Genomic DNA, 14,557 nt, shown 5'->3' with positions numbered 1-14,557 from the left:
CTCCTGATACTCTGATGCTTGTCTGAAGATCCACATCAGGGTACCACTGTGATGAGAGCATCTTCTTCTGAATATCGAGGGAACGCATCTGGAAGTAGAGGGCCTTGAGCTCTTTGTTGTGGGAGAGGGCGATCTGGATGAGAGGCTCAGGGATCTTAGGGAGGTTGAGACCGCTGTAAGAGGGGGGAGCGTGTCTGTGAGCAGTATTTCGGTCTCAGGAGGAACTCCCAGTAGCTTCTTGAGGGTATATTCGCTCTCCCGAAGTGATCTCTCCGCTTCCGAGAGTGAGAGTTCCATCTCCTGGACCTGAAGGGAGATCTCCACGAGGTCGAGTTCCCGTATTGCACCTGTGCGATATTCCACCTCGGCGATACGCTGCTGTTCCCGAGCAAGGGAGACCATGTTCTGGAGAAGTTTCTGCTTTTCCTGGGCGATGAGCACCTGGTAGTAGGCCTGCATGCAGGTAATAGTGGTCTCTGCACGTGTCGTGAGAACTTCTTCCTGGGTGGTGTTGAGGGAAAGGCGCGTGCTTTCCTGCTGCAGTATACGTCGACCTCCCCTATAGAGGGGGATGGAGAGTTGGGCACCGAGCGAAGTTTGGAGGGTGTCGGGATTCGAGTAGTAGACGGTACGCGAGTCCGAGAATGAGAGGGAAAGGAGAGGGGCGTAGGCATAGAAGCCGAGTCTATACGAGAGATGGGCAAGAGCGAGGGTCCGTTCTCGCTGGAAGAGATCGGGGGATGCCTCGAGGGAGAGGGATATGGCCTCCTGGAGGGAGAGGGTGAGAGGTTCGATCCCCACAGTCGAAAGGGTGCAGCTCAGGAAGAGGAGCAGGGAAAAGATCCGTTTCATAGTACTATACGTTGTCCTTTTTGGGGGCGGCCTGGGTTTCCTTTTCTATCAGACGGGCGAGATCCTGGAATCCCTTCTCCATGAGCCGGAACAAGAGGTCCATGGATGCGAAGGATTGGGGTCCCTCGTAGACCACCAGGACGTGCGCGAGACGTTCCCTTTCCGTGAAGAGGTCGAGGAAGAGTGAGATCGAGTAGGTCTCGGAGAACCCTTTTATGTACCGACGCTGTCGGACGTGTATCGAGAGGAAAGTTCGAGGCTCCCCTTTTTCGTCGGGGAGGAGGAGGGGGAGACCCTGTGCCACCGCGAGCGTTTTCACGGCCGAGAGGAGTCGCTCTTCCCTGGTGGTGGTGAACTCGTAGGGTGGATCGAAGGAAAGTTCCTCCAGACGTACTGGATAGAGGGCTGAAGCGTCTATTGTGGTGAAGGATATGGAGGTGGTGTGAAGCAGCACGCATGATGAGAGGAGGAGAGTGGTGGCGAGGAGGGAGAAGATCCTCATGGGGGTGTTCCTCCTGATCGTGAGAGGTTGAGACTTTCCGTGAGTTCCGTGAGGGGTCGGGAGAGGGGGTGTTCGGGGGGAAGGATGCTGTGGGCTTTTTCGATATATTCTCGGGCCTTTTCGTACTGGAGGAAGCGGAAGTACAGTCCTCCTAGGGCAACGTAGGTCTTTGCGAGCTCTGTTTCGAAGAGTGCAGCCCTGTGATAGGAGAGGATGGCATCCTGGAGTCTGCCTTCTTTTTCTGCAATAAGTCCCTCGAGATAGGCGAGGCGGGGGTCTTCTCGATTGAGAGGGAGGAGGGCGAGAAGGAGGTGTTTGGCGGTGGTGAGGTCTCCTCGGGCGATGTGAGCCCGTATGAGCCATATGCGGGCGTCGGTGTGTGAGGGTGAGAGTTTGAGGAGGCGTGTGAGAGGTGGGATTGCAAGATCCGGATGTCCTGCAAGTATGGCGGACTTTGCATAGAGGAGGAGGAGGGGTGGGTGATGCGAAGAGGAGTAGGGTTGGAGGAGTTCCACCACGGAGGTAAACCGACCTTTGGTATAGAGTTCCTCCGCCTGGTGTAAACTTGACAGTTCCTGAGGGGAGGGGGTATAGTTGCAGGAGGTAAGTGATACTACGAGCAGTAAAAGGGGGAGGTATGGGCAAAAAGTGCGGCATATTGGAGAAGTTGGAGATTTTGGAGATACGAGTAGGTCATGTTTTGAAGGTGGTGTTACGTTTAGTAGAATCATGGTGTAGGGAGTGTAGCATGGGAGGGGTATGCTGCAAGTGGTGGTGGTGGGGGGGGGTATGGGGTGTGGGGGGAGGAGGCGTGGGAGGAGGTATGGGGGTGGTACGAGGAGCGGGCGATGATGGCGGGGGATGAGGGGGGGTGGAGGAGGTGGGTGGAGGAGGGGGTGAAGGTGGTGGGGTGGATGTGAGTGGGAGAGTGGAGGAGGCGTGGCGGGAGTGGGTGGTGAGGAAGGTGGTGGGGGGGGTGGGGGGAGTGGGGTGGGTGGAGTGTGTGGCTCTGGTGCGGGAGGTGGTTGGGGGGAGGTATATGAGCGTGGTGAGGATGGGGGGTGGGAGCGGGATGAGGTGGGGGATGTGGTGAAGCGGGAGGGGGTATGGGAGGAGGAGGTAGTGGGTGAGGGTGAGGTGAGAGGGGTGGTGGAGGAGGTGATGGCGAGGTGGAGGAGGGGGTGAGGGAGGGGGTTGAGAGGTATGGGGTTGCGTGGGGGGATGTGGAGGGGGTGGTGGAGGAGATGGAGGGGAGGTATTGGGGGGAGGTGGTGAGGTGGGTGGAGTGGGAGCGGGGGTGGGGGGGAGCGGCTTGCGAAGGAGGATAGGGCGTCGTTGCGGGGGAAGCGGGAGGGGGAGCGAGGGGAGGAGGTGGCGAGGGGGCTTATAGAGGAGGCGAAGGAGGAGGTATGGGGTGCGATAGAGGGGGTGCGGGCGGCGCTGGTGGGGGGAGGGGGGAGTGAGGGGTGGAAGGAGCGGTTTGAGGAGGCGTTTGAGAAGGGTCTTATGAGGTGGGAGGAGGCGGAGGGTGAGTTGTTGAGGAGGCGGATGGCGTGGGAGCGAGAGGCAGGGGAGCGGTGGGAGGAGGGGGAGGAGGAGTGGGAGGCGGTGTGGGAGGAGCTGTATGCGGAGCGGGAGCGGTGGGTGAAGGAGGTGGAGCGGGTGAGGGAGGAGGGGGAAGCGAAGTGGGGTGAGCGGTGGGGTGAGCTTGAGGAGCTGGAGAGGGAGGTGCGGGCGAGGATGGAGGAGGAGGTAGGGGAGCGGGCTGAGGCGTATAGTGATCGGGTGGGGCAGCTGGTGGGGCTGGTGGGAGATGCGGTGGCGATGAGGGAGATGGCGAGGGAGAACTGGGAGTGGTGGATGGAGCGGCTGGGGGTGAGTGAGGAGAAGGTGCGGGTGGTGGAGGAGGGGGTGGAGGCGATGAAGGGGGCGATGGAGGAGGGGTATAAGAGGTGGAAGGGGGAGTTGGTGAAGATGCCATGGAGCACGCTTCCGTTGGGTGAGGTGTGGGAGGCGGTGAGAGGGGAGGCGGGTGCTGCTGGGGTGTGGGCTGGGGTAGAGGAGTGGGGGGTTGGGCGGTATGGGGAGGGGGCGAGGGAGGGGGTGAGGGCGGACATAGAGAGGGCGCTTGAGGGGCGGCTGAGGGAGGTGGAGCGGTGGGAGGTGGTGGTGGAGGTATACGAGGCCTTTGGGGAGTGGGTGGGGGGTCTTCCGGAGGCGCATAAGTATGCCGGAGCGAGGGATGTGCTCGAGGGAGGGAGCAGAGCCCTTGCGGAGGCGGGGTGGTGGTTGGGGAAGTGGGAGATGTGTGCGGGGTATGAGGAGGAGGGGAGGAGGGGGCTTGAGGAGGTGTATGGGGAGGCGGTGGGGGTGGACGAGGTGGGGGCCGAGGTATGGGGTGAGGATGCGGTGGATCGGTGGGAGGACGTGTATCTTTCGCGGTGGGAGCGGGAGGTGGTGAAGGCGGAGCTGGAGGAGGCGTGGTGGGCGCGGGAGGTGGAGGTATGGGAGGCGGTGTGTGCGTATGCGGAGGAGGTGGGGGGAGGGGGAGCTGAGCGAGAGGCCGAGACGCGGGCGGCGTACGATGCGGCGAAGGCGGGGTATGAGGAGGCGCTGGAGGCGTACCGGGTGGCGGAGCGGGTGTTGGTGGAGGCGAAGGCGGCGCGGGCCGAGGCGGGGGCTGAGGTAGGGGGGAAGAAGGCGGCGTACGAGGAGGCGCGGCGTGAGCTTGAGGGGGTGGTGAAGGCGTATGAGGAGTTTTTGGCGACGCTTGAGGTAAAGGATGTGGCGTGGCAGCGTGAGCGGTTTCGGGCCGGGTATAGACGGTTGCTCGAGCTGCGTGGGCTGGTGGAGGGGAAAGGGGTGAAGGAAGCGGGTGATGCGTACTATGAGGCGGCGGCGGAGAGGTGGTGGTGGGAGAAGTGGAAGGGGGTGCACGGGGTGCTGGAGCGGCTTGTGGGTGCGTATGAGGGGTGTGAGGGGGAGGTGGTGTGGGATCCGTTTGGGAAGAAAGTGGAGAAAGTGGAGGAGGTAGGGAAGGGGGACGTAGAGGGAGTGGTGGGGAAGCCGGCGTGGGAGTGGGTGGACGAGGTAGGGGTGGGGTGGGGCATGGAGCGGGGGAGTGGGGAGTGGGAGATGCTTGAGGCGGCGGTGGGGAGGTGGTGGGATGCATGTGACGAGGCGGTGGCGGATGGGGAAGTGACCGATGAGGAGAAGGGGAAGATCGCTGCTGCGATGGAGGGGGTTGCAGCGGTGAGGGAGATGTGGGAGAGGGAGCGGGAGGGTGAGAAGGAGGTGGTGGGAGCGCTTCTGCGGGTGGCGGTGGAGGGTGGGGACGCAGGTGGGGAGGTAGTACCGGGGGTGGAGGAGGCCGAGAGGGCGTACTGGGAGGCACGGCTTGAGGCGGAAGCGGAGCTGCTTGGGGGGCTGGTGGGGGCCTACCGGGCGGCTGTTGGAGGGGGGAAGGGGCCGGAGGATGCCTTTGAGGAGGCGTGTGAGGGGGTAGAGGCGTGGCTTGGGGAGTGGGCGAGGCGGTACTGGGAGGAGGAGAAGGAGGGGTACCGGGACGAGGAGACGGGGAAGTATGAGAGGGATGCCTTCATGGAAGACCTCGAAGCGCACGTGGCGAAGGTGGAGGACCTCTTGGCGATATATCGAGGGGAAGGAGGGGATCGAGGGGAGCTGAGCGAGTGGGCGAAGTGGGAGCGGTATCGGCGAGGGGGGAGCATCCTTGAGGGGGAGGGGGGGGAGGACCTGTTGCTGCTGCATGTGGGAGAGGTTGCGGAGGCGAAGGGGGTGTGGCGTGCGGCTGCGCGGTGGGAGGGGGTGAGGGAGGAAGTGGAGGCGTGGGGAGGGGAGGGGGGAGTGTGGGATGCGGCGAGGGCGAAGGTGAGGGAAGTGGGTGAGGAGGAGGGGCTATGGCACGGAGAGGAGGGGAGGTGGAAGAGGGTGGAGGAGCTGTGGGGTGAGTGGGAGGGAGGGGAGGTGCCGTGGGCGGAGGAAGGGCTTGCGGTGCACCTTGGGAAGCTGCGAGCGGTAGTGGAGGAGGTGGCGGGGGAGCTTCCTGGGTATGAGGAGGAGGGGCTTAGGGAGTGGCTTGAGGGGTATGAGCGGTATGCGGTGGCGTACGAGGCGAGGATGCGGGGAGGTGATGCGGGAGAGGAGCCGGTGTATGGGGAGGGGGATGAGCGGGTTGAGGGGGAGGCTGCGGTTGAGGCATTGCGGGGGGAGGTGGAGGAGCTATGGGAGCGGTATGAGGAGGTGGTGGATGAGGGGGTAGGGGAGGGGGTACGGGCGGCCTATCTGTGGGGTGAGGAGGCGGTCCCGGAAGAGGTGTACGCGTACCTTGCGGGGGAGGTACGTGCGGCAGGCGGGTGGGATGCGTGGGTGGATGAGGAGACGGCGGTAGTTGACGAGGAGGCGCGGGCGTACGTGGAGGGGGTGTGGGAGGGGTGGCGGGAGAAGATCGAGGAAGCGATGGAGGAGCAGGAGGGGGAGGTTGAGGAGGCGAAGGGGGACCTTCGGTGGCTGTTCACGAACGAGGAGTCGCTTGAGGAGTGGGTGAGGGGTGTGGCGGATGAGGTAGGGCGTATGGCTGCGCTTCTACGGCTTGAGGGGTGGGACGGGGAGGAGTCGGTTGAAAAATATGCGACGGGGAATGAGGTGATTGATGAGGCGATAGGAGAGGTAGTGGATGAGTGGGAGGATGTGAAGGGAGCCTACTACGAGAAGGAGAGCGGGACGTACGACGTAGCGGGCTTTCTTGCGGATCGGTGGGAGGAGGTGGTAGGTGAGGTGGAGGAGGCGGTACCGGCGTGGGGGACGGGGCATGAGGCCTTGTGGGAGGCGGCGTGTGGGAAGGCGGTGTGGGACCTGTGTACCGCGGTGGAGGGGTGGAGTAGGTGGGAGGATAAGGTCGCGGAGGCGTGGGGGGTGGGTGATGAGGTGGCGGGGGAGGAGGGGTGGTACGAGGTGTACCGGAAGGGGGGGTATGGGGCGTACTATCTTCTGAGGGAGGTGGTGGTGCGGGGGCGTCGGTGGACTGAGGTGGAGGGAGCGTATAAGGGAGCGGTGGATGAGGTAGGGGAGGGAGGGGTACGTGTGGCGGCGCTTATCGATGCGGTACGGGGGTACGTGCCTGGGGCTGACGGTGCGCTTGGGACGTATCTTAGTGGGCTGGGGTTTGGGGAGGAGGAGGTTGCGGCGGCTGAGGTGTGGTGGGAGGAGGGGGTGTGGCCCGGTGAGGTGGGGCTGTGGTATGCGAGGAGTGAGGGGGAGGTGGAGGAGGTGGTGGGGAAGCGGGTGGAGGTGGCGTACGAGCGTGAGAAAGGAAGGGCGGTGGAGGGTCTTAAGGTGCGGTGTGAGGAGGGGAGGGACCGGCTGAGGGAGGGGGAGAGGTGGGTGGAGGTGGTGAGGAAGCTTGAGGCGGCGGCGGAGGAAGGGAACCTGCGGCAGTATCTGGTGGAAGCCCTTGTGGACGACGATCCTGGGGAGACCCCTGAGGGAGGGGAGGAGGATGAGGCGTACGACGTGACCCCGGATCCGCTCGGCGAGGATCTGAGCGAGCCTGGGGAGGGGCTTGGGTACACCGCGGATGCGGACTGTGGGGTGGTGGCGGAGGCGGCGTGGGCGTATCGGGAGGGGGTGTGGGCGTATGAGGCGGCGAGGGCGCAGGGTGACGGGATAGGAGGGGCCTACTGGGAGGCGGTGAAGGGAGAGGTGGAGGAGGTGAGGAGAGGGGAACGGGAGGGGCTTACCGGGTATGAGGAGCTGGTGGGGGAGGGGTCGGGGTACGTGGTAGCCGAAGAGGAGGCGCAGGGGACGTATCTGGGGATGAGGGGAGAGGAGCGTGCGGTGGTGGAGGATCTGCGGGCGAAGGGGGAGGTGTGTTTTCTTGCGGGAGAGGGCGGGGCGATTGTGGAGGACGATCCTGAGGTGGCAGCGAAGAAGGCCTCGTATGAGGAGGCGATGGAGGGAGCTGAGGCGGAGGTGAGGGATGCGAAGGCGGCGTGGGAGGCTGCGGTGACGGGGTATGTGGCTGCGGTAGAGGACTATGAGAAGGCGTATGAGGGGGCGAAGGCGGCGTATGAGGCGCTTGAGGAGGCGAAGTGGGCGTTGAGGAAGGCGAAGGCGGTGGTGGAGTATGCGGAGAGCCGGTATCTTGAGGAGGGGGTGGCGAGTGGGGATGAAGGTGCGGCAGACCTGTACGGGCTGGTAGATCCCGACGACCGGCTGGCGTATGCGAAGGGGATGGAGGCGCGTGCGGGGGAGGTGGCATCGGCGCTGCGGGAGGGTCTTGAGGGGCAGCGGGAGCAGGATGTGGTGGAGGAGGAGTGGGAGAGGTATGAGGAAGCCTTCAGGATGCAGGTGGCGGCGGTACGGCTTGCCGAGCTGGTGGAGGATGCCTCTACCTACGTGAGGGCGAAGCGGGCCGAGGCTGAGCGGGCGCTGAAGAAGGCCCTTGCAGAGATACAGATACGGGATGTGAACGCAGGTGGGGCGGAGGGGAAGGGGTTTGGACATGTGGGGCTGACGGAAGAGGAGAAGAAGCGGCTTGCTACGGAGGTGGAGGCTGGGGAGATGTTCTCAGAATATGAGGAGACGTTGCGACGGTGGGCCTCGTGGTATGTGGGGAGAGGGGTGGGAGTGAAGGACGTGAGGGGGTATATACGAGCGGTGGTGTGGGAGGAGCTTGCTGGGAGGGTGGAAGGAGGGACATGGGAGTTGTTCTGGGAGTATACCCCTGGAGCATACGAGCAGGCGGTGGCGAAGCTTCGGAGTCTGAAGTATAACAGTGAATACCAGAGCATGAACCCTACGGGCTGGGAAAGCGAGTATGAGGAGACGAAAAGACAAGTGGAGATGCTCAAGCCCTATTATGAGGCCTATAGTGAGGTATGGGAGGAGATGAAGGAGGTCTTTGGTTCGGGCTTCCACGAGAAGAAGGCGGAGCGTTATGGAGATGCGCGAGGTCTGGCAGAGGATCTCAGGGATGCCTACGAGAGAGTTCACGAGGAGGAGTGGTATTGGGTGTTCAAGGCACTTGTGCTTTACAGCGGAGAGCTTGATCTGGAAGGGTATAAACAGTGGGAAACATACGGACATGTGGAGTATCCTGGAGGGAAGAAGGGGGGAGATGAGATCAGAGCGGGTTTTGAAGAGAAGGAGAGGAGAGGTGAGCAGTGGTTCACCGATTCGGTGGCTGGATTGAGGGATGCGCTTGAAGCGATTGTCACGGCGGATAAGGAGTACGAGGGATGGGTTGCGCGGGCGGGGGCGCTCTCTGGAGCGGAGGGGCTCGAGGCGGTCCTGGAGGCCCTGTGGGAGATGGACGAGTATCGGGACGATGTGGAGGCGATGGGGGAGCTTGTGGGTGTGGAGGTGAAGGATGAGAGTTGGTGTGGGGACCTTGTCTCGGTCCTGTTGGAGGGAACCCCTGATGACTGGGAGGCGGACACCTCGCTCGTGGGGAGGCTTCGGAGCTTCTGGGAGGCCGAGGTGGGGGAGGCGAAGGTGGCGTATCGGCAGGCGGTGGGATCTGTTGCCGGGGATGAGGCGGCGGAGTGGGGTGAGGTAGGGGAGGCGTGGCGAGCGTACGTGGCGGGGGGAGGTGATGTGGCGTACGAAGACCTTGAGCTCCTCGAGGTGGTGGAGGAAGGGGCTGAAGGCCAGGCCGTGATGGAGGCGGTGCGGAGCTATCTTGAGGCGAAGGAGGGGGTGTTGGGGATGCGGGAGGGGTATCTTCTCAAGGCATACCTTGAGTGGGAGCGGGCGGGAGGGGAGGTAGAGCGGACGGAAGAGGAGCGGGAGGCCTTTGAGGAGAAGGTGGAGGGGTGGAAGGAGGGTGCGCCGCGGTGGTTGAGGGAGGCGATTGAGCAGTGGGAGGAGGGACAGAAGGCGGGAGGGGACGACGAGGAGCGGCGAGAGATTCGGGCGGGGAAGGAGGCCGAGGTGGTAGGGATCGTGGGAGCGATGCGGCGGGAGGCTGTGGTGAGGGAGGCGTGGGAGGAGGCGAAGGAGAGGGTGAGGGGTATGGGGAAGGGGCAGGAGAAGGTGGCGCTGCTTCGTGAGGCGGCGCTGTACCGGGAGCTGCGGGACGAGGTGGCGGGCATGGGGGGCGAGGTGCACCGAGTGGTGTTGGGGGCCCTTGGTGAAGTGGGGGGTGTGATAGAGCAGGCGCGGATGGGAGGGTTCATGGAGGTATGGGGTGAGCAGTGGGGCCAGCTGGTGCGAGGGGTGGAGGAGGAGCGGAAGGTGGGGGAGAAGCAGATGGAGGCGATCGTGAGTCGAGGGATGATGGCCTTCAGGAAGGGGGCGGCGATGGTGAAGGCGGCGCAACGGGAGTGGGAGGAGGCCTACGAAGCGGCGTATGAGGAGAAGCGGGAGGAGTGGGACCGGCACTATCTTGCCTTTGTGGAGGCGCAGAAGGAGTGGGTGGAGGATGCGGGGAGGAAGGTGGTGCAGGCGGAGAGCGAGGCGGTGTGCATGGCCCTTGGTGAGCGTGCGGAGGAGGCGATAGCGGCGGTGCTCTCGTTCGTGGTGGCCGACATAGGGCTTCCGACCGGGGTGGAGGAGGTACGGGAGGAGCTGTATGGGACCATCATCGACCGGGAGTACCTTGCGGGCCTGGTGGAGCTGGGGCAGCGGTGGACGGAGCGGAGTGGGGAGGAGGCGCTGGTGGTGTGGGCGCACGTAGCCGACGAGTACAGCTCGGGGGAGGTGATGGAGCTGGTGGCGAGGTATGTGGAGGAGAAGTACGAAGGGCTCGAGGAACACCTTGCGACCCTTGCGTACGAGCAGGCGAAGGAGCAGCTTGAGGAGGCGAAGGCGCAGCTTGAGGAGCAGGTGGAGAAGGCGAACGAGCAGGTGGGGGAAGGGATCGAGCGGATGTTCCTGAGTGAGGGATTTCGGAAGGAGGGGAGGAAGTGGGTGAAGAAGACCCTGATAGGGTCTACGTTGTGGGAGGACCTGTACGAGTGGCACCGGGTGGAGGACTACCGGCCGTACCGGACCGAGGTGAAGGACATCGTGGCGGAGTTTGAGCAGATGGTGGAGGGGGGAGGAGTGGATGCGGACGGAGATGGGCGTGTGGGGGCGGGTGCGGTGCAGGTGTACGTGCGGCAGATGATGGACGTGCTGAAAGGGGAGCAGGAGCGGATCTTCGGGACGGGGGCGGTGCGGTACGTGAAGCAGGCAGAGGAGGAGTGGCGGGAGCAGGGTGGACGGCCGTGGTGGGGGCTGCTGATGGGTGGTGGTATGGCAGCGGGGTCACCGTGGACGATGGTGGTGCACCGTGAGGTGGTGGAGGAGGAGGTGGACGAAGGGGCGTACGAAGCGTACCAGGAGCTGGTGGAAGATGGGGATGCGGACGGGAGCTGGCGGGTGCTGGAGATACGTGATGGGGAGTTCAACGAGTACGTGGGGTATGCGCCGGTGATGAAGAGCGGGGAGGAGGTGGACCTTGGGGTGGGGGTAGGGGAGTGGGAGAAGAACGTGCGGCTTCCCGGGGCCGGGGAGATGGGGCGGATCATGGGGTGGTTCAGCATGCACAAGATGCTGGAGGCGAAAGGGGAGGCGGAGGCGCGTGCGCCGTGGTGGGACAAGAAACTGTGGGACGACCGGGGGACGTGGATCAAGGCGCCGAACCTGCGTGCGGTGGTGGACCTTGGGGTGAGCATAGTGGCGAACGCGCTCATGCCTGGAGGGGGGATGGTGTTGGGGCTTCTGGACGACGTGGTGTTTGCGGTGGCGGACATAGGTGCGGGCAAGGACGCGGGCCAGGTGCTGCTGGGGCTGGGGAAGAAGGTGGTGAGCACCGGGGTGAGTGCGGGGATAGGGGCAGTCTACGGGGGTCTTGGGGAGACCCTGGCGACACAGACGACAGGGTTGGGGAGGGTGGTGGGCACGACCGTGCTGAACGTACACCAGGAGGTGGTGACGAACGCAGCCGTAGGGGCGATCAATGCGGTGGAGCTGGGGGAGGGGGGTCTGAGGTGGAACGCAGAGGCCTTCAAGGAGAGCGTGGTAGGCAAGGATGCGCTCATAGGGTATGCGGCGGGAGTGGTACAGACCGCGACGGTGGGGCTTCTCGATCTTGGGACGTACGGGGTATTGGACGATGGGCGTGGTAGGAAGTGGAGGACGTGGAGCAGTCAGCTTCATGGGATCGTGGGAGGTCTTGCGGGGAACCTGACGAGGTACGCGATGGGAGGGGAGATGGTGTTCAACGTGCTTGACTTCTACGACCTGACGGGGCTCAGTGTGGAAGGGGATGATGGGAAGAAGAGGGAGGTGCACATGGGGCTGTTCGAGGTGCACATAGGGAGGGGTGGGGTGTACGGGCAGATAGGGAGTGGGGGAGTGAACGTAGGGTGGGGTCGTGTGGCGCAGGCGGTGAGGGGGCTTGAGGTGTGGCGGCAGAACCTGCGGATTTGGGGGAGCGGGCACTTTGGGGATGAGGCGGTGGGGATGCGGATGAACTGGAGTGCGGGGGATGAGGAAGGGAGGCGGTTGTACGAGGATGTGATTGCAGGGAGGGCGGTGATCGAGTATGTGGAGGGGGTAGGGGAGGGGGAGGTGGCGGAGACGGTGTGGGAGGACGGGGTGCGTGTGATCAAGGTGGCGAAGGGGAAGGTGGAGGGGCTTGGGTTTGGGGTGGTGCTCGCGCACGAGGCGCACCGAGACGGGGTGGTGGGGAGTGCGGAAGCGCAGCAGGAGGAGACGCTGCGGGCTGCGCTTGCGCACATGCGGATGGGGGGATTGGTGCTCTCCCAGTATGGGGAGGGGGCGCTCGAGGGGCGGATGAAGGAGGAGGCGGAGGCCTACCTGGAGGGTGATGTGCTGCGGCTCATGGGGTATGCGAGCCAGTACGAGTGGAGAGGGGACTACTGGCTGTTGAAGCGTGACGGGACGATGGTGAATGATGGCGAGGGATGGCTGAAGGTGGAGGTGGGGGATGGGGACGTGAAGTACGTGACGTGGAGGGACGGGAAGGTGGTGCTCACGGATGAGGTGGTGGAGCGACGATATGACACGAGGCGGATCCGGGAGGGTACGGTGGGGGCGAGGGGAGTGGAGACGGGGCTGTTGAACATCCTGTTTGGGATGACGAGTGGAGGTGGGTATGGAGCGTTTTCGCATGAGCAGAAGGAGCTGGTGCAGAAGGTGATGATAGGGGGAGGGATGCTGCACGACGGGGCGGAGGAGATAGAGGAGCGGCGGTGGACAGGGGAGGTGACGTTGCATGAGCTCTATGGGATACCGGTGTGGGAGACGCTTACCGAGGTGAATCGAGGGAAGGAGATAGGGGTGGATGCGCTGATGGGTGCGTTGAAGGGAGGGTACCTGTGGGTACTGGAGCAGGTGAACGGGGGGGAGGGTGCGTTGGGAGGGTACATAGGGGAGGAGGTGCTGGGGAGGTATGCGGGGGTGAAGGGGGAGGCGGTGCCGGAGGAGTGGTGGCACGACCAGCAGGTGTTGGAGGCGGTGTATGGGTTTCCGCGGCCGAGCCTGTGCAATGCGGTATCCGAGTTGTGGGTGACGGACCAGCTGGTGAGGCTGCTGGATCCTGCAGAGGCGGGGTACAGCTTTGATGAGCTTTCGAGGATCCTGCGGCCTGGGAACGGGGGGATAGATGAGAAGGGTAATGCCTCGCCTAATAAGTTCGTACCGGTGGTACTTCGAGAGGATGGGATCACGTGGCTCACGTATGAGGGGTATACATCCCCCGGAGGAGCATACCTTACCGATCCCTCCCTGGTGTGGGAGAACGGGAAGACATGGCTTCCTGTGATTAAGAAGTGGAAAAATGAAGACTCTGATACTTATCACTTTAACGTGCTCTTTCCGGATGGGGGGGTAGGCGAGCCGTGGATAGGGTGGACAGGGGGAGGGTATGGGTTGGAGGAGCTGAGGGTGATCGAGTTTGGGTTTGATCCGTTGGAGTACGGGAGGAGCCATGCGCCGTATGCGTACTATTACTGAAATACTTAAGAGAGGAGGCATGAAGATGAAGAGAGCAGTGGTGTTCGTGATGATGATGCTGGTGGGGGTGGGAGTGGTGAGTGGGGACGAGTGGAAGAGGGAGTGGGTGGGGGAGTGGGTGAAGGTGATGGAGGGGGTGAGGGAGGTGGCGGCTGATTGGATCAGTTCGGTGGTGCTGAAGGAGGATGGGAGCTTGTGGGGGGTGGGGCGGTTGGCGAAGCGGCTGATGAGGAGGGAGGGGGAGGAGGAGTTACGGAAGTGGGTGAAGATACGGGAGTGGGGTGGGGTGGAGGACGTAGCCATGGGCGGAGGTCACATTCTGGTGTTGAAGGGGGATGGGACTGTGTGGGGGATAGGGTCGAACACGTATGGGCAGCTTGGGCTTGTGGAGGAGGACAGATGGGACAGGGAGAAGTGGGTGAGGATGGAGTGGGTGAAGGTGGCGGAGGGGGTGGTGAAGATCGCAGCGTGTGCGATGCACTCGTTTGTGATCAAGGAGGATGGGAGTCTGTGGGTAGGGGGATGGGAAGAGGATACGGACTTTGGAGTGGAGCCTGCGATGAATTGGAAGGAGGGGATGGGGTGGAAGAAGGTGATGGAGGGGGTGGTGGACGTGGCGACAGGGGAGTCTCACGCGCTGGCGTTGAAGGCGGATGGGAGTGTGTGGGTGGTGGGGACTAACTTTGCGGGGCAGCTTGGGGTGGGGGAGAGGAGGTGGAGAGAGGAGTGGACGAAGGTGATGGAGGGTGCGAAGGCGGTGGGGGCGGGGAAGTGGCACTCGTTTGTGATCAAGGAGGATGGGAGCTTGTGGGGTGCGGGAGACAACCGGGTAGGGCAAGTGGGGTTGAGGGTGAAGGAGAAGGACTATGTGAGGAGCGAGGATTATGTGTGGAGGTGGACAAAGGTATTTGAGGGAGTGAAGGAGGTGAGTTCTGGATACGCTGTGACGCTTGCGTTGAAGGAGGATGGGAGTGTGTGGGTGCCGGAGGAAACGGTGCTTGGGAAGGTGGGGAGGGAACGGGATCCTGAGTATCCATGGGTGAAGGTGATGGAGGGGGTGAAGGCGGTTGAGACAGGGGAGCTGTACGCGTTTGTGCTGAAGGAGGATGGGAGCTTATGGGGGATAGGGGAGAATGGGTATGGGCAGTTGGGGATTGAGGGAGTGGAAGGGGAGTAGGATGCGAGGCACTACGATGCGCAGACATTGAAGGATGTGTTGGA

7 protein-coding genes and 2 pseudogenes are annotated in these 14,557 nt (G+C 63.3%); 5 read left to right on the top strand and 4 right to left on the bottom strand.

Features of this window, described 5'->3' with window-relative positions:
* Positions 1 to 7: 7 nt before the first annotated feature.
* From STHERM_RS12755 to STHERM_RS10110, 4 genes and pseudogenes are all read right to left on the bottom strand, one after another.
* A pseudogene (locus STHERM_RS12755) lies at positions 8 to 88 on the bottom strand (hypothetical protein); the annotation flags it as partial.
* Between the two features lie 149 nt (positions 89 to 237).
* Positions 238 to 852 (bottom strand): annotated as a pseudogene (locus STHERM_RS10120) (TolC family protein); the annotation flags it as partial.
* Between the two features lie 4 nt (positions 853 to 856).
* On the bottom strand, positions 857 to 1,354 hold the full coding sequence (locus STHERM_RS10115; RefSeq protein ID WP_013314797.1) for a hypothetical protein: 498 nt from the start codon (positions 1,352 to 1,354) through the stop codon (positions 857 to 859).
* Positions 1,351 to 1,872 (bottom strand): tetratricopeptide repeat protein, encoded by a 522-nt coding sequence (locus STHERM_RS10110; protein WP_041623610.1) that lies wholly within the window; start codon positions 1,870 to 1,872, stop codon positions 1,351 to 1,353. Before STHERM_RS10110 ends, STHERM_RS10115 begins: the two co-directional genes overlap by 4 nt.
* A 276-nt stretch (positions 1,873 to 2,148) precedes the next feature.
* Between STHERM_RS10110 and STHERM_RS12585 the strand changes: the two genes are divergently transcribed.
* From STHERM_RS12585 to STHERM_RS10095, 5 genes are all read left to right on the top strand, one after another.
* Positions 2,149 to 2,274, top strand: a complete 126-nt coding sequence (locus STHERM_RS12585; protein ID WP_257719904.1) for a hypothetical protein — start codon at positions 2,149 to 2,151, stop codon at positions 2,272 to 2,274.
* Entirely contained in the window at positions 2,271 to 2,447 is a 177-nt protein-coding gene (locus tag STHERM_RS11940) for a hypothetical protein (RefSeq protein ID WP_158304559.1), read from the top strand. Before STHERM_RS12585 ends, STHERM_RS11940 begins: the two co-directional genes overlap by 4 nt.
* Before the next feature lie 76 nt (positions 2,448 to 2,523).
* Positions 2,524 to 2,682, top strand: a complete 159-nt coding sequence (locus STHERM_RS11935) for a hypothetical protein (protein ID WP_158304558.1) — start codon at positions 2,524 to 2,526, stop codon at positions 2,680 to 2,682.
* A gap of 7 nt (positions 2,683 to 2,689) precedes the next feature.
* Positions 2,690 to 13,336 carry a hypothetical protein gene (locus STHERM_RS11970; RefSeq protein ID WP_041623606.1) on the top strand — a complete coding sequence of 3,549 codons (10,647 nt, stop codon included), beginning with the start codon at positions 2,690 to 2,692 and terminating at the stop codon, positions 13,334 to 13,336.
* 25 nt (positions 13,337 to 13,361) lie between these two features.
* Positions 13,362 to 14,513 carry an RCC1 domain-containing protein gene (locus tag STHERM_RS10095; RefSeq protein WP_148223911.1) on the top strand — a complete coding sequence of 384 codons (1,152 nt, stop codon included), beginning with the start codon at positions 13,362 to 13,364 and terminating at the stop codon, positions 14,511 to 14,513.
* Positions 14,514 to 14,557: the final 44 nt, after the last annotated feature.

Source organism: Spirochaeta thermophila DSM 6192, from assembly GCF_000147075.1.
Classification (GTDB): Bacteria; Spirochaetota; Spirochaetia; order Winmispirales; family Winmispiraceae; genus Winmispira; species Winmispira thermophila_A.
The sequence above is the reverse complement of the archived record's forward strand: the minus strand, read 5'-3'. Positions and strand labels throughout refer to the sequence as shown.